Below are 22,775 nucleotides of genomic sequence, written 5' to 3'. Positions count from 1 at the left end.
CACCCGTCTGATGCGAAAGGTGGGGCATGCCCGTCCCACTGGAGCGCACGCAACATGTGGCGGCTCCGCTCAGCGGAGCCGCCCGGCCGGGACTTCGGTCATTCCGACGTTGCTGCGGCTAGGCGCGGCACTTGGTTATCACCTATCCCTCGTATTGATCCGGCCCCATCGCCCAAAGCGATTGATCGTGGCCGGATGCATAGTTCCGATTGTTCAGCGCCGGATTGCGATTGACCATCGGCCGCATGAACATCGGGTGGGTGGCGCTGCGCACCTCGTGCTCGACCGTGAACAGCGGCTTGCCGCTGTCGAGATCGACGATGTCGCAGAAGCGGTACTGGTATTGATTGTCCTCGCGCGAGATCAGATCGCGCGCCAGCAGCTTGCGATAAGGGCCGGAAAAATCGGTGATGTACATCTGCACGTGGTGGCCGTCATAGTCGCCTTGCGGCTGATCGGTCTCGCGGAACAACAGATGCTGGTCGCGGCCGGTCTTCACGGCGGCAACCGTGCCGTCGCCGTTCCGCAACTCGGATGGCATGCCCATGATCTCGGGGTAGAAGGTGCAGATGCGCGCGGCAGATCCCACCGGCACGTCGAACTCGACATAGGGAATGCCGAGCGCGACGCGACCGAAGCGCGCGGCGTCGGGCTCGTAACAGCGTAGCCGGTTGCCCCACGGACAAATCGCCTCGACATGGTCGTTACGCTCGGCGAAGGCGAACGCCGTGCCCTCGAGCTTCTTCGCGACTGACGCCAATCGCGCCAGCAGCGCCTCGCGGCCTGCGATGACCAGCCCGACATGACCGCGCAGCACTTGCGGCCGGCCGCTCGGCAAATGAAACTGGCTCCGTCCGGCGTTGATCCACATGTTGGTGTCGGACACCATCAGAAAGGGATCGCGGGTGAGCCCGAGGCCTGCGACATAGAACAGCGTGGCGAGGCGCTGGTCCGGGACCTGGATGTTGACGTGCTCGAAATGGATCGCGTTGCCGAGATCTTCTTTGGATCGATCGAATTGTTGCGGCATGGACGGGGCTCTGATTGGGGAGGGAGGTCCATACTAGAGCACAATTTCCGCCAGTCGAAATGATTCGCCGATCACATCTCGAGGGTGGGGCATGGCGTCCGTTGCCACCTTGCCGCAAATGCCAATCCCTGTAAGCTGACGAACAGCACAAAGGAAAGAGATCGATGGGAGGGGTTCTGGACGGCGTCCGGGTTCTCGATTTCGGGCGCTATATCGCGGGGCCCTATTGCGCGACCTTGCTGGCCGAATTCGGCGCCGAGGTCATTCGCGTGGAAAAGCGCGACGGCAGCGAGGATCGCTTCGTGGCGCCGGTCGGCGAAAATGGCGAAGGCGCGCTGTTCCTTCAGGTCAACCGCAACAAGAAGTGCCTCACGCTCGATCCGATGAAGCAGGAAGGGCAGGAGGTGATGCGCCGGCTGGTTGCGACCGCGGACGTGGTCGTCGCCAACTTGCCGCCGCAGACATTGCGCGCGATGAAGCTCGACTACGATTCGCTCAAGGCGATCAAGCCGGACATCATCCTGACGACGGCCACCGCGTTCGGCGGGCCGGGGCCATGGTCCGACCGCGTCGGCTTCGACGGTGTCGGCCAGGTCATGTCGGGATCGGTGTACATGACGGGCGCCGGCGATCCGCCCTACCGGGCTGCGGTCAACTGGGTCGATTTCGGGACCGCGCTGCATTGCGCGTTCGGCACGCTCGCCGCGCTGATCGAGCGCGGCAAATCCGGGCGCGGGCAGATCGTCGAGGGCGCATTGCTCGCCACCGCCTTGTCCTTCACCAATGCCACGCTGATCGAGCAGGCCGTCATCAACGTCAATCGGGTGTCGACAGGCAATCTCGGCCAGACCGCGGCGCCCGCCGACATCTATCGCACGAGGGACGGCTGGGTGCTGTGCCAGGTCACGGGGCATCCGCTGTTCAAGCGCTGGGCGAAACTGATGGGTGAGGAGGAGGTCTGGCTGAACGATCCGCGCTTTACCGACGACATCAGCCGCGGCAACAACGGCCCTGTCATCAGCGAGCGGATGGCGCGCTGGTGCGCCGAGCGCACCACGCAGGAGGCCGTCGACACCTTGGGCAAGGCCATGATTCCGACCGGCCCCGTGCTGAGCCCGCAGCAGGCGCTGGATCATCCGCACATCCGCTCCGCCGGATTCATGCAGGACGTCGACTATCCCGGCTTGCCGAAGCCCGCACCGGTGGCGCGCGCCGCCGTCCGCCTGTCGGAAACGCCCGGTGAAATCGCGACGCGCCCGCCCACGCTCGGCGAGCATACCGACCTTATCCTGGGCGAGCTCGGCTACGACAAGGCCGCGATCGCGGCGCTCCGGCAGGGCGGCATCGTCTAGCGGTGAACAACGGCACCTGCACGGCGGCTTGCCGTCGTGATCGCCGCGCTTTGCGGCACGCTGAGCAATTGCTTCAACGCCTGTGCATCGGCCGGCGCCGCGCTTTTCTGGTCGTTGTCGAAATAGACATAGACGTCGCAGCCCTGCCGCTTCCAGGACTTGATGCGCCGCGCCCATTGCGCCAGCGTGGGTTTCGCATAGTGCCCGTGATAGCGCCCGCTGGGCCCGTGTCCGCGCACATAGACGAAATCCGCCGTGCGCTTCCATGGCGCCGGCGCGTCGTGATGGTCGGACAGGCACAGCGAAATGTTCTCGTCGGCCAGCATCCGCAAGATGCGCGGTTGATACCAGCTCGGATGACGGAATTCGAAACTGTAACGCCGCTTCCGCGACAGCAGCTTGAAGAAGCCGGCGAGGCGGTCCGCGTCGGCCTCGAATTGCGGCGGCAGCTGGAACAGGATCGGGCCGGCCTTGCCGCCGAGCCGTGAGATGCGATCCTCGAGCAGCTCGAGGCTGTTCACCGAGCGATCCGAGAGGCGCTTCCAATGCGTGATGAATTTCGAGGCTTTCCAGGCAAAGACGAAATCGCGGCCGGTCTGCTCCCGCCAACCCTCGACGGCCTCCGGCGTCGGGGTGCGGTAGAACACGCCGTTCAGCTCGGTGGTGTCGAACTGTCCGGCGTAGTAGCTCAGCTGCTGCTTCAGCGTCACGCCCTCGGGAAAGAACGGGCCTCGCCAGGAGGCGTAATGCCAGCCGGAAGTTCCGATCAGAACGCGCGCCATGTTTGCCGTGTCCATCCGTTGCGATTTGCCGGATGGGAACGTCCGTGCGGCCGATACGTTGCTCGTGAGCTTGATCAACGCAGGACCGGAACCGATGTACGCGCTGTTCGAAGGCAATAAGCAGATCGGCGACCCCTTTCCCACCGAGAAGGAAGTGTGGGAAGCCGCCTTGATCGAGGGGCTGGTGACCGACGTGCCGGTCGCGGACGAGGAGGGCGGCCGGCTTCTGCCTGCCGGCTATCACGTCGCGCAGGTCGAGGAGACGTTCGAGCCGAAGCCGGGCTGGAAGCTGCCGCGCGAGATCTCTTGAGCGGGCGCGTGTTCGCAGGGCGGTGAGCTTACTACGCGCAGCCAGGCTTAGCCGGATGAATGCGCAAGACCCGGTGAGTTCGTTATCGCTTGAAGCACGGCAAGACGGTCGGGCCTCAAGATGATCCGCCGCGGCGGCTGATCGCCGACTTTCGAAATTGGTCCGTCGACGAAGTAGTGGCGCACCTCGTTGAGGCCCGTTCAGCGAGGCATGACGGATTTGGATTTGCTCAGGTTCAGTTCTTCGATGCCGCTATCGCGATGTCGGGCCGAAACCCGAAAGCTCGTCGAGACCGTCACATGGTTTGCATCGAGGTTAAAATGATACTTGGCAGATCTGACGGCATTTGGCTGAATGAGCCGAAACAATGGACCGAGGAGGGCAACAGCCTTGAAGTGGTCACTGACAATGCCACCGACTTCTGGCGCGAGACTCATTACGGCTTTATCCGCGACAACGGACATTTTCTCGGGTTTCTGGCCGGGGATGCCTTCACGGCCGAGTTGCGGGTGCGAGGTAATTTCCAAGCGCTCTACGATCAAGCCGGCATCATGGTGCGCGTAGACGCTAATCGCTGGCTTAAGGCCGGAATCGAATTTGCGGACGGACGGGCCATGCTTTCGAGCGTATTGACGGATGGGCGGTCGGACTGGGCAACAGCACCCTATGAGCACGACGCACGTGACTTCCGATTGCGGGTAACCGTTGCTCATGGCGTTCTTCGTGTGCAAGCTTCGAACGATGGCAAGGTTTGGCCTCTCATGAGGCTTGCGCCGTTTGCCAAGAAACCTTCCTATCTTGTTGGACCGATGGCTTGCACGCCGGAGCGGGCCGGGCTGGAAGTGGCTTTTTCGGAGTTTCGGATGACGGCGCCGCTCGGCAAGGACCTTCACGATCTAGAATGAGGCTGCTGGCGCGGCCGGAGGCAGCGCTGAAGTCTGAAGTCGCCCATCGCCGTCGGTTGGCGCATTGCAGCGGCAGGTGTGGAGTCGGGGTAGGGCAGAAGCCGTTGCCCGGTGCAGACCGCCGCCTTTGACCCGTCGGAAGCATGGCGGGCATCAAGTGCAGTATCATTCACGGATGCACAGTCTAGTTCGAAGCCAGCGCCGCCTTGGCGACTTCCGCCATCCAGCCCGATGCGACCGGCAGGATCGCGTCGTTGAAATCATAGCGCGGGCCGTGCAGCTCGGCGCCGTCGCGCAATTCGCCATTGCCGATCCAGACGAAGGCGCCGGAGCGCCGCGAGAGAAAGTGGGCGAAATCCTCGCCTGCCATGCTGGGCGCGAGGTCGCGCCGCAGCTCGGCCCGTACCTTGTCCGCGGCGAGGCGGGCGAGATCCGCCTCGGCCGGCGTGTTGATCACGACGCCGACGCCCATGACGATCTCGGGCGTCACCTTGACGCCGAAGCTCGTGGCAATCCCGGCGCAGATCTGTTCGATCCGCGCCACGACGGTGTCCTTCACCGCATCGCGATGGTAGCGCAGCGTGCCGCCGATCGAGACGCGTCCGGCGATTTGGTTGCGTGCCGTGCCGCCTTCGAGCGTACAGAGCGAGAGCACGGCGGTGTCGAGCGGATCGACGCTGCGCGAGACGATCGATTGCAGCGCCACGATCAAATGGCCGGCCGCCATCACCGGATCGCGCGTCAAATGCGGCATGCCGGCGTGACCGGCATGGCCATCGATGGTGATGGTGATGCGCCCGCCGGAGGCCATGACGACGCCGTCATGGACCGCGATGGTGCCGGCGGCAAGCCCCGGCCAGTTGTGAAAACCGAACACCCGCTCCATTGGAAAGCGCTCGAACAGCCCGGCCGCGACCATCGCACGCGAGCCGCCATAACCTTCCTCGGCCGGCTGGAAGATGAAATCAACCGTCCCGCTCCAGCTGGTGTCGGCGGCGAGCAGCGCGGCGGCGCCGAGCAGCGAAGCGGTATGTCCGTCATGGCCGCAGGCATGCATCACACCGGGATTTTGCGAAGCGTAAGCTAGCCCCGTATCTTCGGTGATCGGCAGCGCATCCATGTCGGCGCGCAGGCCGACGCGGCCCTGTGCAGCCCCTCGCGTGAGGGTCGCGACGATACCGTGGCCGCCGATGCCTGACACGAAGGGAATGCCGAGCTCGGTGAGCTTGTCTTGCACGAAAGCGGCGGTGGCTTTCTCCTGGAGGGACAGTTCGGGATGCGCATGCAAATGCCGGCGCCACGCCGTCAGTTTCTGGTGCAGCTCGGGGGTCAAGGCGGGAATCTCTCGGCTTGTGTGTCGGCATCGACACCATAGCCGAATAACCGCAGCTTGCATCAAGCGTCAGCGAATGCCTCGCGTGCAGCAACGCGTTAGTGATTGCCGGGGCAGACCGACTGCGCTCCACTTCACCTCTCCCGCTTGCGGGAGAGGCCGGGAGAGGGCTCGATCGTCATTGGGGATCTCACTGCGGAGACACCCTCTCCCCAATCCTCTCCCGCAAGCGGGAGAGGGGGCGCACTCGCGCTCGTGGCTCCGCGCTACGCCGACAGCTTCGCCAGCCCGTCCCAATCGAAGCTGATGCCGTGGCCGATCCGGTCCGGCGCGAGCGCAAGCCCGTCCTCAAGCACCAGCGGATGCTCGATATATTTGTCGAGCCCAAAACCGTGCGCCTCCAGATACGACCGGTTCGGGCAGGCTGCGAGCAGGTGCACGGTGATGTCGTGCGCGCCGTGGCTGGTGACGGGCAGGTTGAACGCTTCCGCCAGCCGCGCGATCTTCATGAAGGCGGAGACGCCACCGCAATTGGTGACGTCAGGCTCGGGATAGGACACCGCGCCCGCGACGATGTAGTTCTTGAACTCCCACAGCGAGCGCAAATTTTCGCCCGCCGCGATCGGCACGCCACCGGCCTGCATGATGCGGGTGTGGCCCGCGACATCGTCGGGGATAACAGGCTCCTCGAGCCAGGTGAGGTCGTAGGGTTGGAACGCGCGGGCGGCGCGGATCGCGTCCTCGACCGTCCATTTCATGTTGGCATCCACCATCAGCGGAAAGCCGTCGCCGAGATGCTGCCGCATCGCCGCGACCCGGGCGACATCCGATTTCAGATCGGGGCGGCCTGCCTTCATCTTGATCGCGCGAAAACCCTTGGCGAGATTGCCGTCGGTCTGCTTCAGCAGCGCCTCGACCGAAAGATCGAGGTCGATGCCGCCGGCATAGCAGGGCACGCGCGCATCGAAGCCGCCGAGCAATCGATACAGCGGCAATTTCGCGCGCCGCGCCTTCAAATCCCACAGCGCGATATCGAGCGCCGAGAGCGCCAGCACGGCCGGTCCGCCGCGGCCGCCATAATGCAGGCCCCACCAGACCTGATGCCAGATCGCTTCGGTATCATCGGCCTCGCGTCCTTCGACCAGCGGCGGGATCTCGCGCTTGAGGATGTCGGCGACGGCGCCGCCATTGCGCCCGACCGTGTAGGTGTAGCCGACGCCCTCGGCGCCATCGGCATCGCGGATGCGGCAGGTGATCAGCTCGAATGCCGCGATGTCGCCATGGGTCGAGTCGGAGAGCATGACGGGGAGGGGGATCCGGTAGAATCCGGTCTCGATGGTCGAAATGCGCGGCATGCAGCCTCCCTTATTTTTTTCTTGTAGGATGGGTAGAGCGCAGCGAAACCCATCATCGTCATCTTCGCAAGTAGCGATGGGTTTCGCTGCGCTCTACCCATCCTACGAAGTTAGCTCACCGCATCGTTGCGAGCTGCACGGCCAGCGCGCAGGCGCGATCGTATTCGTCGAGATTGATCCACTCGTCGATGGTGTGCGCCTCGTTCTGGCCGGCGCCGAAGGTCACGGTCGGAACGCCGTGGCGGACCATCCAGTTGGCATCGAGGCCGCCATTGGCGGTGCGCACGTTCGGGGTGCCGCCGATGGCGGACACGGCCTCGACCGCGCGTTTGACGACGGGAAGGTTGTCCTTCATGCGGAACGGGAAATAATCGGTCTCGGCCTTGAACTTGACCTTGCCGGACTTGCCTTGCGCATTGGTGACTCTCTTGGCGGCCTTCTCGAACGCGGCTTTGTAGGCTTTCGTGATCTCCTTGAAGAACTTTCCGTCGTGGCTGCGGCTTTCGCCGCGCACATGCACGTAGTCGGTGACGACATTGGTGGCGTCGCCCGCAGGCCGCCCCTCGCCGCCGGTGACGGGGCCGACATTGCTGGTGCCTTGCTGCTTGCGCTTGACCACCTTGCCGAACCAGCCGCCGGCCTTCACGTCGGCGAGCGCGAGGGCCATGATCATGGTCGATGAAATGCCGCGCTCCGGCGCGACGCCGGCATGCGAGGCGCGGCCGAAGATCTCGACGGTCCAGCGGTCGGCACCCACAGCGCCGATGACGACGTTGGAGGCCGAGCCGCCGTCATAGTTGAACGCCATCACCGGCGAGCCGAGCTCGTCGAGATTGACGTGGCGCGCGCCGTAGAGCCCGCTCTCCTCGCGCACGCAGAACAGCAACGTGATCGGCGGATGATCGAGCTGCTGCTTCTCGAGCTCGGCCGCCAGCGTCACCAGCACGCCGCAGCCGCAGCGATTGTCGCCGCCGAGTGCGGTCTTGGCCTCGTTGACGATCTTGCGACCCGACTTCTTCGGCCTGGCGCCGGCGCAGAGCGGTACGGTGTCCATGTGGGTCATGAACATGATGCGCGGCTGGTTGTGCAGCGCGCCGCGGCCGGGCAGATCGACGATGAGGTTGCCGGTCTCGGTCGGCACCGGAATGCGCGTATTGGCGTCATCGAGCCGGATCGCCTTCGCCGGTACGCCGCTTTCCTTCAGCGCAGCCGTGAGCTCACGCCCGATCGCCGCCTCCTGTCCGGTGACGCCCTCGACGGCGAGAAAGCGCATGAGGCGGTCGGTGGCGGCTTTGGTGTCGACAGGCATGAGATGTCCCTTTGATGCACGGTGCCTGCCAGCATCCCCTGCGGCAACTTGTTTCGCAAGGCGGCCTCAACGCATGAACTGTGGCGCCGCGTTGCTGTGCGCGCATGGTCCCAGAACCAACCGCTATTCCCGTCCGATCAGTCGTGCACGATGGCCGTCGCCTCTATTTCGACACGAGCCCGGGCGGGGGTTAAAGCGGCTACCTGAACGAGCGTGCTTGCCGGACGCGTCGCCCCGAATGTTTCGCGATGGGCGCGGGCGACTTGGTGTGTGTCCGCCATATCGGAACGTAGACGACTGTTCTCACCACGTGCCGCAGCTCCGCTCCAGCATCTGCAAGCGCCTCGGCGACTATCGCGATTGCGCCCAGCATCTGTATGTACGCATCCCCTTCGAGTGCTGGAGGACGAGCCGTCGTTCCGGAGACGAAGACATGGTCCCCGACACGGACGGCACGCGCATAGCCGTAGCTGTCCTCAAAAGGATAGCCGGACATGACGCTTTTCCTGATCAAAACGATTTCCCACGTCTGCATCTACGACATCAGCACGCCTTCCGCACCGGATGTCTGCGAATTGACATCCTCCTGCCGGGACTTCGCCGGCTACATCTGCCGGGCCGCCCCGGAGACCCGGATGCTCGCGCCGGGTTCGGCGCTGATCTCGGCACGCAGCCGCGACGGCACGCCCATGTCCTCGCCCTGACCGATATCAATCGTGCCGCCATGAGGCCAGCCAAGGTCCCGCAGATATCCGGCGAGGGCCGCGGCCGCGGCGCCTGTCGCGGCATCCTCGTAGACCCCGCCGGCTGCGAATGGATTGCGGGCGTGGAACAGCGTGTCGGTCTCGGCATGGACGAGGCTGATGGTGACGAGGCCGGCTGCAGTCATCAACTGCCGCCCTTGCTCCAAGTCATAATGCATCGCGGCCAGCTTCTGCCGGCTCGCCAGGGCCAGGACGAGATGCCGGGCGCCGGCCTCGGCGATCGCGGGAGGTAGGCGCGGGTCGAGATCGGCAACGCTGTACGAAAACAGGCCCAGCGCGGCCGCGACCAGTGCGTCGGGCGCCTGCGCGCTGCGCGTGCGCGGCGATTGCAGCGCCGCCATCAGTGCGGACTGCTTCCGCCAGCCTGTCACCGTGATCGCTGTGTCGTTGAGCTGGAGCGCGAAGGTGCCTTCGCCATGGGCAAGGGCGAGCGCGGCCCCGAGCGCGATCGTTGCATGGCCGCAGAACGGCACCTCGATCTCGGGGGCGAAGTAGCGTACCCGCCAGCCATCCTGGTTTGGCGCGGCGAAGACCGTCTCCGAATACCCGACCTCCGCCGCGATCGCCAGCATCCGGTCGGCCGGAGGCAGCGCGTCGCAGAGTACGACCCCGGCAGGGTTGCCCCCGTTCTCTCCTTGCGAAAAAGCGGCGATCCGCTGCACGTCCATTCGTCCCTCCAGAAGACCAGGGACTCCGAGCCTACCGGTTTTGGACGGTCCGCGTATAGGCCAGAAAGATGAGCGTACCGAACAGAAGCATGGCTGCCATGAACAACAGCACCGCCGGCAGTCCCGCGAACGCGGCCACCGCGCCGGTGATCGACTGCATCAGCGCCGCGCCGAGGAAGAAGGCGAGATTGATCGCCGCGAGCGCCTTGCCTGCCACTTGCGCATCGACGAGCTGCCGCGACATGCCGAACAGCAGCGGCTGTGCCGAGGTCGCCAAGCCAATGAGCACGAACAGTACGAGGTCGTATTGCGGCGGCATCACGGGAAGGCTGAGCAGCTTCGAGACGGCATAATGCGGCGCCCCTAGTGCCATCAGCGCCAGCAGCAATGCGCCGGCCAGGTGTGTTCCCGCCACCAGCGCGCGGCGGCGTCCGAGCCTGCGGTCGATCATGCCGACGAGAAGCGGACCTGCAATCATCGCCAGCGTGAACGCGCCGAGCTGGTTGCCGGCCTCGACCCGCGACAATCCCTTGACCTGCATCAGCCACGGCCCGCCCCACAGGCCGCGCAGCACCAGCGAGGTCGCAAGCGACACCAGCGCCAGCGCGATCAGGCCGCGCAAGGGCCGCGACAATCCGAGCCTGAGCACCTCGATCATCTGCGACAGCGGCGAGGATTCGTCCTTGTGCTCGGCCGGCTGGTTCGGCACCAGCAGGAACACCGCGAGCGCCACGGCGACGCCGCCGAGCGCCGAGATCCAGAACCCGGCGCGCCAGCCGTAGGTGTCGACCACGAAGGCGAGCGGGCTCGACGACAACAGCATGCCGATATTGCCGATCGAGAGGATCGCGCCCGACCACAGCCCGAAGCGCGCAGCCGACAATTGCTTGGCAGCCAATGTCATCGGGCACATCAGCATGCCGGAGGTGGCAACGCCCAGCAGCACCTGACCGACCGCGAAGCTTTCGGGGCCCGTCGCGAACCCCGACGCGATAGCGCCGACCACGGTTCCCGCGAGCAGGCTCAGCGACACCGGCCGCACGCCAAAGCGGTCCATCGCCGCACCGACCGGGATCTGCGCGGCCGCAAACGCGAACGGGTAGACCGAGGTGAGGCTCGCCAGCGCCTGCGGTTCGATGCCGAAATCCGCCGCCATCAAATCGAGGCTGACCGCCGGAATGGTGCGCAGTAAGGTCGAGAGCATGTGCCCGCAGGCCAGCGCAAGCAGCGCAAAGATCAGCGCGCGGGTGGCTCCCGCGTCGTTGGTGGCGGCGGTGGTCATGGGCGTTGCGTCCCGAGAAGGTTTCGGGTGGGGTTACATGATTGACGGGTGCGTGCCAACATCGGGAACGCCATGGCCGCAATGTCATGGATGCACAAGGCAAGTGACATCATGTATCTCGGCATCGACCTCGGCACCTCTGCCGTCAAAACCGTTCTGGTCGACGACGCGCAGCGCGTGGTGGCGAGCCGCAGCCGGTCGCTGACGGTCTCTTCGCCGCGTTCCGGCCATTGCGAGCAGGACCCGGCGCAGTGGATCGAGGCCACATTTGCGACGCTGGACGCGCTGAAGGCAGATCACGCGCGCGAACTGGCCGCGGTCGAGGGCATCGGCCTGTCCGGCCAGATGCACGGCGCGACGCTGCTCGACGCCGGTCACACGCCGTTGCGGCCCTGCATTCTCTGGAATGACGGACGGTCGTTTGCGGAATGCGCCGAGCTGGAGCGGCGCTGGCCCGCCTTGCGAATGACGACAGGCAACAAGGCGATGCCGGGATTCACGGCGCCAAAATTGCTGTGGGTCGCGAGGCACGAACCGGAGATCTTCGCGGCGACAACACTCGTGCTGCAACCCAAGGCCTATCTGCGCCTGGTGCTGACGGGCGAGGCGATTGAGGATGTCTCGGACGCCTCGGGTTCGCTGTGGCTCGACGTTGTCAGCCGCGATTGGTCGGATGAGGGGCTCGCCGCGACCGCGCTGTCGCGCCGGCGGATGCCGCGTCTGGTCGAGGGCTGCGCGCCGGCGGCACGGCTGCAGAGCGAGTTGGCGCAGCGCTGGGGCATGACCGGGCGGCCGATGGTCGCCGGCGGGGCCGGCGACAATCCGGCGGGAGCCGTCGGCATCGGCGCCATCAATCCCGGCGCAGCCTTCATTTCGCTCGGAACCTCCGGCGCATTGCTGGTGCCCACCGAGACGATCGCGGCCAATCCGGAGCGGGTCGTGCACACGTTCTGTCACGCCGTCCCCGACAGGTGGATACAAGCCGGCGCGATCCTCTCGGCGGCCTCGTGCCTGGCCTGGATCGCGCGGCTGTTGGGGACTTCCGAGGCCGACCTGCTGGCGCCGCTCGGGTGCCGCCCGCGGGCGCCGTCGCAGGTCAGCTTCCTGCCGTACCTCTCCGGCGAACGCACCCCGCACGATGATCCGGATGTGCGCGGCATGCTCGACGGGCTCAGTCACGCCACCGATCGTGATGCGATCGTGCAAGCCGTGCTCGAAGGCGTCGCCTTCGCGCTGGCGGATTGCCGGGACGTCCTTGCCGAGACCGGATTGGCGATCGCGGAGGCGGATGTCATCGGCGGCGGCTCGCGGTCGCGGTTCTGGCTTGCAGTGCTGGCCAATGTCCTGAACATCCCCATGCATCGCTTTGCCGACGGCGAGACGGGCGCGGCGTTTGGTGCGGCGCGGCTTGGCCGCCTCGCCGTCACCGGGGAGGCGATTGATGCCGTCTGCACTGCACCACGGCGCGTCGAGACCTTCGAGCCTGAGCCCGCGCTTGCGCAGGCCTATGCCGAGCGGCTTCCGCAATGGCGCCGCCTGTACCGGCCGCGACGCTGATCGCGATACGCGATGATGTGGCGAAGAAAAGGCATCACGCGCGGGATCGGTTCCGTCTGCAAAAGATAAAAGCAGCGCCGGACCGTTCGTCGGCATGCGTGAGGTATTGCCCTGCGCCACAACCTTTTGTTTAATGCTTGCACCCGCGCCGGGGACCAACGAGACGCGGGTGAGATTGCGATGCCGCCGTCGGCGCATGGGGGAGGTGTGATGAGCGAGCCCATCCTCGAGATGCGCCGGGTCTCTAAATCGTTTTTCAGCATCAAGGCGCTGCGCGACGTCGACCTCACCGTCTACGCGGGCGAGATCCACGCTTTGATGGGCGAGAACGGCGCCGGCAAATCCACCCTGATGAAGATCCTGTCGGGCGCCTACCGGCCGGACCCGGGCAGCGAAATCCGCATCGACGGCCAGCCCGTGCAGATCAGCGGTCCGCTCGGCGGCCGCGCGGCCGGCATCGCGATCATCTATCAGGAACTCTCGCTCGCCCCCAATCTGAGCGTCGCGGAGAACATCTATCTCGGTCGCGAGGTCTCCCGCGGCGGCTTGCTGGCGCGCGAGGCGATGCAGGCCGGCGTCGGTCCGATCCTGGCGCGGCTCGGCGCGGATTTCACGCCGCAGACGCAGGTCGCCAATCTCTCGATGGGCCAGCGCCAACTGGTCGAGATCGCGCGCGCGCTGCACGCCCGCTCCAGGATCCTGATCATGGACGAGCCGACCACCGCGCTGTCGGCCGGTGAGAGCGAAAGGTTGTTCGCGCTGATCCGCCAGCTGCGTGCCGAAGGGCTCGCCATCATCTACATCTCGCATCGCATGGACGAGGTCTATGCGCTCGGCGACCGCGTCACGGTGCTGCGTGACGGCACGCTGGTCGGTTCGCTCGACAAGGGCGACATCCGCGCCGACACCATCGTCCGGATGATGGTGGGTCGCGACGTCTCCTCCTTCTACAAGAAGGAGCATGATCCCAGGAATGATGCGCGGTCGGGAGCTCCCGTGCTCGCGGCCGTCGACATCGCCGACGGCAGGCGCGTCAAGGGATGTTCGCTGACGGTGCATGCGGGCGAGGTCGTCGGCCTTGCCGGCCTGGTCGGCGCCGGCCGCACCGAGCTTGCGCACCTCATCATCGGCGCCGCGCCGATGGTCTCCGGTCATGTCGAGATCGAGGGGCGCACGGTCTCGATCCGCACGCCCGGTGAGGCGCTGGATGCCGGCATTGCCTATCTCACCGAGGACAGGAAGGCGCTCGGCCTGTTCCTCGACATGTCCTGCCTCGACAACATCAATCTCGCGGTGCTCGGCCGGGATGCGAAATTCGGCGGCATCCTCGACCGCGACAAGGCCCGCGACCGCGCCAAACGCGCGTTTGCGGGGCTCGGCATCCGTGCTGCGAATGTCGCTGTTCCCGCCGGCGGGCTCTCCGGCGGCAACCAGCAGAAAGTGCTGCTGTCGCGGCTGCTCGCGATCGGCCCGAAGATCCTGATCCTCGACGAGCCGACGCGCGGCGTCGACGTCGGCGCCAAGTCCGAGATCTATTCGATCATCGACAATCTCGCGAAGTCAGGCACCGCGGTTCTCGTCATCTCGTCCGACCTGCCCGAGATCATCGGCATCTGCGACCGCGTCATCGTGATGCGCGCGGGACATATCGCCGGGCAGATCCGGCGCAACGCGACATCGCCGCTCAGCCAGGAGGACATCATGGCCCTCGCCACCGGAACGGAGCACCTCGATGCCTGAGAACGGCGCTTCCTCCAGCACCGCCCCCGCCAAAGCCGTCCCCGTCGCGCCCGGTCTTGCCGCCGCGCAGGAGACGAAGCGGCAGCGGACGCGGATGATCATTCGCGCGGTCGGCATGCTGCCGGTGCTGCTGCTGCTGTGCATCGGTTTTCACGTGCTGTCGGACGGCCGCTTCTTCACCGGCCAGAACATCGGCATCGTGGTGCAGCAGTCCGCGGTCAATACCGTACTGGCAGCAGGCATGACCTTCGTCATCCTCACTGGCGGCATCGACCTGTCGGTCGGCTCCATCCTGGCGGCGTCGGCGATGGCCGGGCTGATCATCTCCAAATTCCCCGATCTCGGGGCGCTGTGGTTGCCGGCCGCGGTGCTCACCGGCGCCGTCTTCGGCATTCTCAATGGCGGCTTGATCGCGCTGTTGCGCCTGCCGCCCTTCATCGTCACCCTGGGGTCGTTGACCGCCGTGCGCGGCGCGGCGCGTCTGCTCGGCGCCGACACCACGGTGTTCAATCCGTCGATCCCCTATGCCTTCATCGGCAACGGCGCTTTGACGCTCATTCCGGGCGTCGTATCGATTCCCTGGCTCTGGGTGATCGCGTTGCTGGTCATCCTGGTGTCGTGGCTGGTGCTCAAGCGCACCGTGCTCGGGGTCCATATCTACGCGGTCGGCGGCAACGAGAGCGCCGCGCGGCTCGCCGGCATCAAGGTCTGGGCCGTGCTGATCTTCGTCTATGGCGTGTCCGGCCTGCTCGCGGGGCTCGGCGGCGCGATGCAGGCGGCGCGCCTTTACGCCGCCAATGGCCTGCAGCTCGGCCAGTCCTACGAGCTCGACGCCATCACCGCCGTGATCCTGGGCGGCACCTCCTTCGTCGGCGGCATCGGCTCGATCTGGGGAACGCTGGTCGGCGCGCTGATCATTGCTGTGTTGTCGAACGGCCTGATCCTGATCGGCGTATCCGACGTCTGGCAATACGTGATCAAGGGCCTGGTGATCATCGGCGCGGTCGCGCTGGACCGCTATCGGCTGCAGGGCTCGGCCCGCACGTGAGCGCGGAAAAAATGCAGCGGGCGCTGCGCCGTCATGTTCATTTCGTCACGGCAACTGGTCGCCGTGCCGGAGCTTCAAACGGACCAGGGAGGAAGCCAATGTTGAAGTCGATCTCGTTTGCCGGCGCCGCGATGGCGCTCGTCCTGAGCTCCGCGCCGTCCTTTGCGAAGGAGCTCAAGTCGATCGGCGTTTCGCTGGGCTCGCTCGGCAATCCGTTCTTTGTCGCGTTGTCGAAGGGCGCCGAGTTCGAGGCCAAGAAGACCAACCCCAACGTCAAGATCACCACCGTCGGCTTCGAATATGACCTCGGCAAGCAGGTCACCCAGATCGACAATTTCATCGCCGCCGGCGTCGACCTGATCCTGCTCAACCCCGGCGATCCCAAGGCGGTCGGCCCGGCGATCAAGAAGGCGCAGGCCGCCGGCATCGTCGTCGTTGCCGTCGACACCGCGGCCGAAGGCGCCGACGCCACGGTGACCACCAACAACGTCCAGGCCGGCGAGATCTCCTGCCAGTACATCGTCGACAAGCTGGGAGGCAAAGGCGACGTCATCATCGAGAACGGCCCGCAGGTCTCCGCGGTGATCGACCGCGTCGTCGGCTGCAAGAACGTGTTCGGCAAGAACCCCGGCATCAAAGTCCTGTCCAACGACCAGGACGGCAAGGGCTCGCGCGAAGGCGGCCTCACGGTGGCGCAGGGCTATCTGACCCGCTTCGCCAAGATCGACGCCATCTTCGCCATCAACGATCCGCAGGCGATCGGCACCGACCTTGCGGCGCGCCAGCAGCAGCGCACCGGCATCATCATCACCGCGGTCGACGGCGCACCCGATATCGAAGCAGCCCTGAAGGACCCGCAGGCGCAGCAGATCCAGGCCTCCGCCTCGCAGGACCCGTTCTTCATGGCCCGCCGCGCCGTGCAGGTCGGCGTCAACATCCTCAACGGCCAGAAGCCGGCGTCCACGGTCGAGCTGCTGCCGTCGAAACTCGTGACGCGCGACAATGTCGGCGAGTACAAGGGCTGGACCTCGGACCGGTCGCAGTAGCGGGCGCGAGACGGCCGGCGCCGGATGTGGCGCTGGCCGGCTTGCGTGGCGTGGTGCTAGCTCGGCATGCAGCGTTTGACCGGGGCTGGGTCGACCGCGCTCTCGTTAGGCTCATGATCTTGAGGTCGCAGGTTCAATCCTGTCCCTAATCATACCCGCAGACTCAACCACCCGACGTCCGCTTTTCGACACGAAGCGGGCCCCTGGCTTTCAATGCACCAGTTCAGCTTGTGACCCATAGGAGACTTCCCACAGCGGTGGTTCCCTCGTTAAGCGGTCTCTACGGAGAGGACACGAACAGCACCGTGATCCTTAAGGTACGCGGAGAGACAGTCGCCAAACTCGTCAAGAAGTGCCAATCCAGCTCTATCAAAGTCATTCTTCCCGCACAGGATCAAGGTCCCGTTTTCATAACGACAGTGGACAGCTTGATGCCATCGACGGTGATCGCGGAATTCAGCTTCGATGTCTTGTGCGGCTATCGCCCCAGCAGAAGCATCGATCCCACTGCAAACAAGTGTGATCTTGAAACTCATCGGCCTCCGACGCCGGTCATGGAATTGCACCCAAATTACTATGCTATTTCGTCCGAGTGAAGGTCGCCTTTTGGCCCATAGCTGACCTGTCCCGCGCAGCCGGTCCATGACCGCTTGTGACCCTTAGCCGACCTCGCGCCGCTTTGGCTCAGGTGCGGACATCAAGTTGCACCAGAATTGCGATCGGACAATTCCACCGGCTTGCGCAGCGACATCGTGTGTTGGTGGGGTGCGCCGCCGCGTCAATGCGTTACCACGATGAAATCCGTGTCTTTTCCCGTCTCCTGGCTAATTCCGTTGTCGGAAACAATCAACGAAGAGGCCGGCGTCAGGAGTTCAGAGATCTTCTCAACCGTATCCTGGGGCATTTCGATGCGGTTGAGCGCCGCGTTGGCTTTGTCGGGTAACGGTTCCGGCGCGGTTTGCTTCGCGGGCGCTTCTCGCCGTTTCGTGGCAGCTTCGGACATACGGGGCAATTCCTCTGGAATCGACACGACGCTCCAGCGAATAGCCGTTCCCTCGTTCTGGAATTCCATTGCGGTAAACACGTGCGTTCCCAGCGGCTCCTCCGGATTTTCGATCTTGACCGGGACATCAAACAACGGCGTGAAGCCCTGACGCACGAACAGCTTGCTCAACTTACGACTGACGAAGATGGAGATCGGGACGATCTTTTTAGGCACGCTTGCAGCGGGAGCCGAGCCCGGCTCCTGGAGACTGGCGGCTTCTGGAGTCTCGGCGCTTGACACCAGTGATCCCTGCGTTGCCGCGGCTGCACCGATGCTCTTGGTTGCGACGGTGGCACTCTGGAATTCGGACGAACCGGACGCGGCTTTCGGTTGAAAAAGATGCGGATTGGTTATCTCGACCGGCTGGACATCACCATGCGCAATGATCACGCGCGTGCCGCGCTTCGTGAGATGCCAGAGTCGAACGGCAAAATCATTTTTCAAACGGATGCAGCCGTGTGACGCTGGATGCCCGGGCACGACACCGGCGTGCAACGCTATCCCTGACCAGGTGATGCGTTGCATGTAGGGCATGGGGGCGGCGCTATAAATATTTGAACGGTGCCATCGTTCTTTGCTGATGACGCTGAACACGCCGAGGGGAGTCGGATGCCCCTCCATTCCCGTGGACACCGAAGAGCGTGCAATCAGGGCCCCGTTGTCAAAAAGCGAGACCCGTTGGTCTGCGAGCGAGATGATGATCTGGAGCGGGCCCTTCGGAAGGGGCTCGGGCCGAACGCTCTTGGCCGTTTCAGAGTTTGTCTGCCGGTGGTGGTGCTTGTCTTTGTACGGAGCGTATGGGCTTCGCCAGAACGTGTGTTGGGGTCCAAACAGAAATTGAGCGTGTGCGATCCCCGCAGGGAGCATGAAAATGGCGAGTACAGCGGTTGTTATCGCGCGCTGCATTGCTGGTAATTCCTTAACGAGCATCGCCCGGTCCCGTAGGCGCGATTCCATCGTTTCGAGACGATGCGCGAAGCCGAAGCCTGATGCGTCATCCTGACAGCGCACCAAGCCTCTCCTCCAAATCTGGTCGCAGTGGGTCGAAAATTGGACCGTACTCACAATTACCGTGGGAGTTGCCGCTGAGACGGGCGCGATTGCTTGCGATCGACGCGTTGCAATCGGGCAACACGTTTCGGAAAAATTGACGAGCGGCCGTTTGCGCCATTGTGCGACCCACATTGAACCCAAGAATGAGCCTCTTCGCATGCTTGGCTTTTCTACACGGCTCCGGTGGAGCCTATGGGGGCAACGGCATCATGAACCCGCGGCGATTTGCGATAGTGGCGCCGACGTTTTGCGGAACGGTCGTTCTCGCGGGGTGGATCGCTGGCTGGCTGGCTGGCTTGGGTCCGGCCGGCACCGAGAACGCCCGCGCAGTGACCATCCAGGACCGCGCAGCATCTCTCGCCGCTACCGCGATGCTCGCGGATGAACCGCAGGCAATCGCAATGGGCAACACCGGACCCGCGAACGCCGCTGTTGCTAGCGCCGAAGTGGCGACGGCCGCTGAGCCCGCGGCGGGGACGGCCACCGACACCACGGCGGCCTCGGATAAATCGGAATCGATCGTCGTGGCCGCGTTGCCCGATTCGTCGCAAACGCTGTCGGCCGATTTACCGCCTGCGCAGGACTCGGTGGACTTGGGCCACCACGATGTCGCCCAGCTGGCGCCGACCACGTGCGGTGCATCCGGCGGTGCCTCCAGCACGGGGCCGCAGGATTTCCGGTATCTCATTTGTTATGTCTGGTCCGAACTGCCGCCTGCCGAGAAGCCGGCGGCGATCGTCTTGCGTTCGTTCAAGGACATCCCGGTCGGAACGCCGGTGGAAGAGATCAAGCGCGCGTCCGACGCTTTCGGTCTGGATTTCACTTTCATGAAGGCCGTGGCCAAGGTCGAGTCCGGTTTCGATCCCAAGCAGCGCACCGGGTCATATATCGGGCTGTTCCAGCTGAGCAAATACGAGTTCAGAAAATTCGGCTCCGGAGACATTCTTAGTCCCCGCGATAATGCCGTTGCGGCAGCCTACAAGGTCATCACGGAAGGCATTCTATTCCAGTGGGTGACGCACAGGAAGCCGGACTTGAACGATCTTTACCTGATCCATCAGCAGGGCTGGGAAGGCGCCGCGGAGCACCTCAGCCAACCCAATCGCATCGCCTGGAAATCGATGTGCGCCACCGGCGAAGGCAGGGAGAAGGGCGAAAAATGGTGCAGGCGCGCGATCTGGGGCAATACGCTTCCGGCCGTCAAAGAGGCGTGGAAATCCGTGGAGAAGCTGACGTCGGAGGCGTTCGTCGGAATGTGGCGCGAGCGGGTTGCTCATTTCCAATCGAAATACATGGGCACCGCGACCGCCGACGCCGAGCGGGCGCAGGCACCAGTGAACTCCCGTTGAGTGGTTAGCAGGAGTTGCCGCACCCGCGGGCGAGCGGGCCTTCCGTCGCTGGTCGCGCGGATGCGCTTTATATTGTTGCCTGATCAGTCATTCGCGCCGACATCGGTAAAAAGGAACCCCGCCGGCGTCTTGGTAAAGACGAAGATGACCTCGCCGCAGAAGACGAAGTAAGTGTCATTGTTCTCTTGATCGCGGTCGTAGACGGCCTTGCCGCGCTGGATACACGCGCGGTTTTTCGCCGTGAACGAGGTCGGATAGGTCTTGGCGCGAAATTGCGCGGCGTCACGAATTGCGCTGTCGTTCATGAACGGCAATCGTGTCATACCGGCGACGGCGGCGGAATCGTTTGTCCTCAGCGCCGCGCGAAACCTCTCGATGAAGGCATCGAATTCCTTCTGCAAGGCAGGAGAAGCGACGGCTTTCTTCGCTTGTACAACGGCTGGAGCAAGGTTCACGAAAGCGGTTGCGAGCATAATTCTCAGCAAAAATCCCAAGGGTCGGCTCCGTCCATCGACTAATCAAGGCCCTCCGACCGATCCAAATCCATGGTGTTCTGTTGCGTCAAGGGCTTTCTGGCGCGCCAGCGCAGCGTTAGCCCGCCCAGGCGTGGACCAACAGCATTTGCTTGGCGCCCACTGCTGCTTTTCAACCCTTAGCCGATCTCCAGGCTGGCGCCGAGCTTGTCCGCTCGTGACGGCGTAGCCGAGCAAAGCCCTCAGGGACTTTAAGAAAATGACCCACGGTGCAAGTCTGCAGGGCATCTGTTGCGGGTCTCTGCAAGCGTCCTCGTCAACAACAATTGCGATCTACGCTGGCTTGAGAATCTATTCGGCAACTCGCGACAGCTCCCCAAGTAGCTTCAACGCATCATCCAGCACCTCGTGAAGCTGCCTTCGTTCAGCGGCCGCATCACGCGTGAATGCGCCGTGCGTTTGCGCATTCTGATTTCCTTTCGGCGCGCCTGATCTCCGTGCGCCGCCGTGCATGCGGCAGCGAGACTTGCCGTGCACGGCGGGTGAGAAGACAGCTATTTTGATCTCGCTCCAATGCGAGCAACGCAAGGATCAGCGCGCGGGCACCGCCCGCGTCGTTGGTGGCGCGGTCCCCATCAGCGTCCCGTCCCGATCAGCTTTTCGGTGGCGTTACACGATCGGGCGGCCCGTGCGCAAGTGGCGCGCCGACAGACCATCGTTGCAGATGGCGAACGGTCAGATCACGGCGTGGAACATCATATACAGCAGGCCGGCGATCAGCATGGCCGCGGGCAATGTCAGAACCCATGCCAACACGATGTTCCTGATCGTGCCCGTCTGCAGCCCCGAGCCGTTAGCCGCCATGGTGCCGGCGACGCCGCTTGACAAGATATGCGTGGTCGACACCGGCATGCCGTAAAACTCAGCGCCGAGGATGGTGCCGGCGGCCACCAGCTCGGCCGAAGCACCTTGCGCGTAGGTCAGGTGCTGCTTGCCGATGCGCTCACCGACCGTCACGACGATCCGCCGCCAGCCGACCATGGTGCCGAGGCCAAGCGCGATCGCGACCGAGACCTTGACCCAGGTGGGAATGAAGCGCGTGCCGTCTTCCAGGCTGGTGCGATAGTTCTTCAGGATCGCGGCATCGGCCGGCTCGAGCTTGGCGCCCGCCTCGGGCAGCAGACGGATGGCGTCGGCCGCCAGGTACATGTCGTTGCGCATATTGGGCGTCGCCGCCGCCGGAACCCGGCTGATCGATCCGTAGCTCTTCACGCCATTGGCGACCTCGTCGGACAGGCTTGCGAGCGCTGCGAACACGTCCGGCCGGTTCAGGTTCCGGGTCTTGAGCGCGGTCCCGATCAGGCCGCGTGCATCGTTCGGACTGACCTGCTGAGCGCCTTGTGCATGCGCCGCGAACACCCACTTCGCCTTGCTGGTGATGTCGACGAACGCCGGCGTGCTCGAATCCGGCATGGTCCGGTTCAGAGCGTAGGCGGTCGGCGCCACGCCGATCAGGATCAGCATGATGAGGCCCATGCCCTTCTGCCCGTCATTGCCGCCATGCGCAAAGGACACGCCGGTGCAGGTCAGGATCAGGATGCCGCGGATCCACCACGGCGTCTTGCCCTTCGGCTCCTGGTACAGCTTCGGCACGGGAACGACGGCCTTCAGCAACAGCAGCAGCAAGGCCGACAACGCGAAGCCGACCACCGGACTGAACAGCAGCGCCTTGCCCACGCTCATGGCCTGGGTCCAGTCGACCCCCGACGTGGCCTGCCCGGCGGGGGCGAGAAGCTCGTTGGTAAGCCCGACGCCCATGATCGATCCGATCAGACAGTGCGACGAGCTGTTCGGGATGCCCATCGACCAAGTCGCGAGATTCCAGATGATTGCCGCGATCAGCAGGGCGAAGATCATGGCGTAGCCGGCGGCGCTGCCGACCTGGAGGATCAGGTCGACCGGCAACAGCGTGATCACGCTGTAGGCCACCGCGCCGGTGGAAACGAGCACGCCGAGAAAGTTGAACACGCCCGACCAGATCACCGCGGTCAGCGGCGGCAGGCTGTGGGTGTAGATGACGGTCGCGACTGCATTGGCGGTGTCATGGAAGCCGTTCACGAATTCGAAGCCGAGTGCGATCATGAGGGCGACGCCCAGCAGCAGCAGCGCACTGATCGCGAGTGGCTCGCCGACGCTTTGCGTATCGGTGAAGATGCCGTAGGCGGCATAGCCGATGCCGCTGACGAGGAAGAGCAGGAAGACCGCCACCATGCTGACATGGGGTTTCTTGTGGAGGTCGGGTTTGGCGGCGGCTTGCGCGGCCGGACGTGCATCGTTGAGTGCGAGATCGGACATGGGGATTGCTCGGCGGTCA

At 64.4% G+C, this 22,775-nt stretch carries 19 protein-coding genes and 1 pseudogene; 8 read left to right on the top strand and 12 right to left on the bottom strand.

Annotated elements, in window-relative coordinates; translation table 11 throughout:
- Positions 1-142: 142 nt before the first annotated feature.
- A complete protein-coding gene (locus BRA1253DRAFT_RS11535) occupies positions 143-1,030 on the bottom strand; it encodes a VOC family protein (protein WP_007594178.1) in 888 nt (295 codons plus the stop codon).
- 164 nt (positions 1,031-1,194) lie between these two features.
- On the opposite strand from BRA1253DRAFT_RS11535, the gene BRA1253DRAFT_RS11530 reads away from it, so the two are divergent.
- Complete coding sequence (locus BRA1253DRAFT_RS11530; protein WP_007594177.1) at positions 1,195-2,382, top strand: CaiB/BaiF CoA-transferase family protein; 1,188 nt, start codon at positions 1,195-1,197, stop codon at positions 2,380-2,382.
- Here the strand turns inward: BRA1253DRAFT_RS11530 and BRA1253DRAFT_RS11525 are convergent.
- Positions 2,379-3,164 carry a DUF72 domain-containing protein gene (locus BRA1253DRAFT_RS11525; RefSeq protein WP_007594176.1) on the bottom strand — a complete coding sequence of 262 codons (786 nt, stop codon included), beginning with the start codon at positions 3,162-3,164 and terminating at the stop codon, positions 2,379-2,381. The two genes, BRA1253DRAFT_RS11530 and BRA1253DRAFT_RS11525, sit on opposite strands and share 4 nt — an antisense overlap.
- Positions 3,165-3,258: 94 nt before the next feature.
- Between BRA1253DRAFT_RS11525 and BRA1253DRAFT_RS11520 the strand changes: the two genes are divergently transcribed.
- Both BRA1253DRAFT_RS11520 and BRA1253DRAFT_RS11515 read left to right on the top strand, forming a co-directional pair.
- Positions 3,259-3,474 (top strand): hypothetical protein, encoded by a 216-nt coding sequence (locus BRA1253DRAFT_RS11520; RefSeq protein ID WP_007594172.1) that lies wholly within the window; start codon positions 3,259-3,261, stop codon positions 3,472-3,474.
- 320 nt (positions 3,475-3,794) lie between these two features.
- On the top strand, positions 3,795-4,379 hold the full coding sequence (locus tag BRA1253DRAFT_RS11515) for a DUF1349 domain-containing protein (RefSeq protein WP_007594171.1): 585 nt from the start codon (positions 3,795-3,797) through the stop codon (positions 4,377-4,379).
- 184 nt (positions 4,380-4,563) lie between these two features.
- Here BRA1253DRAFT_RS11515 and BRA1253DRAFT_RS11510 read toward each other — a convergent pair whose 3' ends face one another.
- From BRA1253DRAFT_RS11510 to BRA1253DRAFT_RS11485, 6 genes and pseudogenes are all read right to left on the bottom strand, one after another.
- Positions 4,564-5,712 carry an amidohydrolase gene (locus BRA1253DRAFT_RS11510; protein WP_007594169.1) on the bottom strand — a complete coding sequence of 383 codons (1,149 nt, stop codon included), beginning with the start codon at positions 5,710-5,712 and terminating at the stop codon, positions 4,564-4,566.
- Positions 5,713-5,978: 266 nt separating this feature from the next.
- Positions 5,979-7,067, bottom strand: coding sequence for a mandelate racemase/muconate lactonizing enzyme family protein (locus tag BRA1253DRAFT_RS11505; protein ID WP_007594167.1), 1,089 nt, complete (start codon positions 7,065-7,067; stop codon positions 5,979-5,981).
- Between the two features lie 115 nt (positions 7,068-7,182).
- Positions 7,183-8,376 (bottom strand): M20/M25/M40 family metallo-hydrolase, encoded by a 1,194-nt coding sequence (locus BRA1253DRAFT_RS11500; RefSeq protein ID WP_007594165.1) that lies wholly within the window; start codon positions 8,374-8,376, stop codon positions 7,183-7,185.
- Positions 8,377-8,513: 137 nt separating this feature from the next.
- Positions 8,514-8,872: pseudogene (locus BRA1253DRAFT_RS11495) on the bottom strand (Rid family hydrolase).
- 108 nt (positions 8,873-8,980) lie between these two features.
- On the bottom strand, positions 8,981-9,808 hold the full coding sequence (locus BRA1253DRAFT_RS11490) for a PhzF family phenazine biosynthesis protein (RefSeq protein ID WP_007594159.1): 828 nt from the start codon (positions 9,806-9,808) through the stop codon (positions 8,981-8,983).
- A 31-nt stretch (positions 9,809-9,839) separates the two neighbouring features.
- Positions 9,840-11,090, bottom strand: coding sequence for an MFS transporter (locus BRA1253DRAFT_RS11485; RefSeq protein WP_007594157.1), 1,251 nt, complete (start codon positions 11,088-11,090; stop codon positions 9,840-9,842).
- 111 nt (positions 11,091-11,201) lie between these two features.
- Here BRA1253DRAFT_RS11485 and xylB point away from each other — a divergent pair, with 111 nt between their 5' ends.
- From xylB to BRA1253DRAFT_RS11465, 4 genes are all read left to right on the top strand, one after another.
- The gene (gene xylB / locus BRA1253DRAFT_RS11480; protein ID WP_035995078.1) at positions 11,202-12,647 is read left to right on the top strand and encodes a xylulokinase; all 1,446 of its coding nucleotides are present in this window, start codon (positions 11,202-11,204) and stop codon (positions 12,645-12,647) included.
- Positions 12,648-12,857: 210 nt separating this feature from the next.
- Positions 12,858-14,387 carry a sugar ABC transporter ATP-binding protein gene (locus BRA1253DRAFT_RS11475; protein WP_007594148.1) on the top strand — a complete coding sequence of 510 codons (1,530 nt, stop codon included), beginning with the start codon at positions 12,858-12,860 and terminating at the stop codon, positions 14,385-14,387.
- Positions 14,380-15,435, top strand: coding sequence for a ribose ABC transporter permease (locus BRA1253DRAFT_RS11470; RefSeq protein WP_007594142.1), 1,056 nt, complete (start codon positions 14,380-14,382; stop codon positions 15,433-15,435). Before BRA1253DRAFT_RS11475 ends, BRA1253DRAFT_RS11470 begins: the two co-directional genes overlap by 8 nt.
- Positions 15,436-15,533: 98 nt before the next feature.
- A complete protein-coding gene (locus tag BRA1253DRAFT_RS11465; RefSeq protein WP_007594140.1) occupies positions 15,534-16,481 on the top strand; it encodes an ABC transporter substrate-binding protein in 948 nt (315 codons plus the stop codon).
- 269 nt (positions 16,482-16,750) lie between these two features.
- Here BRA1253DRAFT_RS11465 and BRA1253DRAFT_RS11460 read toward each other — a convergent pair whose 3' ends face one another.
- Both BRA1253DRAFT_RS11460 and BRA1253DRAFT_RS11455 read right to left on the bottom strand, forming a co-directional pair.
- Positions 16,751-17,017: a hypothetical protein gene (locus BRA1253DRAFT_RS11460; protein WP_035993166.1), complete on the bottom strand. Its 267-nt coding sequence runs from the start codon at positions 17,015-17,017 to the stop codon at positions 16,751-16,753.
- A gap of 242 nt (positions 17,018-17,259) precedes the next feature.
- A complete protein-coding gene (locus BRA1253DRAFT_RS11455; protein ID WP_245286082.1) occupies positions 17,260-18,537 on the bottom strand; it encodes a L,D-transpeptidase in 1,278 nt (425 codons plus the stop codon).
- Positions 18,538-18,788: 251 nt separating this feature from the next.
- Between BRA1253DRAFT_RS11455 and BRA1253DRAFT_RS11450 the strand changes: the two genes are divergently transcribed.
- Positions 18,789-19,928 carry a hypothetical protein gene (locus tag BRA1253DRAFT_RS11450; protein ID WP_007594130.1) on the top strand — a complete coding sequence of 380 codons (1,140 nt, stop codon included), beginning with the start codon at positions 18,789-18,791 and terminating at the stop codon, positions 19,926-19,928.
- Positions 19,929-20,011: 83 nt separating this feature from the next.
- Here BRA1253DRAFT_RS11450 and BRA1253DRAFT_RS11445 read toward each other — a convergent pair whose 3' ends face one another.
- Both BRA1253DRAFT_RS11445 and BRA1253DRAFT_RS11440 read right to left on the bottom strand, forming a co-directional pair.
- The gene (locus BRA1253DRAFT_RS11445) at positions 20,012-20,422 is read right to left on the bottom strand and encodes a hypothetical protein (protein WP_007594128.1); all 411 of its coding nucleotides are present in this window, start codon (positions 20,420-20,422) and stop codon (positions 20,012-20,014) included.
- A 714-nt stretch (positions 20,423-21,136) separates the two neighbouring features.
- Positions 21,137-22,756, bottom strand: coding sequence for an inorganic phosphate transporter (locus BRA1253DRAFT_RS11440; protein ID WP_007594119.1), 1,620 nt, complete (start codon positions 22,754-22,756; stop codon positions 21,137-21,139).
- Positions 22,757-22,775: the final 19 nt, after the last annotated feature.

Source organism: Bradyrhizobium sp. WSM1253 (assembly GCF_000244935.1).
GTDB lineage: Bacteria > Pseudomonadota > Alphaproteobacteria > Rhizobiales > Xanthobacteraceae > Bradyrhizobium > Bradyrhizobium canariense.
This window is presented reverse-complemented; position numbering and strand designations above follow the sequence as displayed.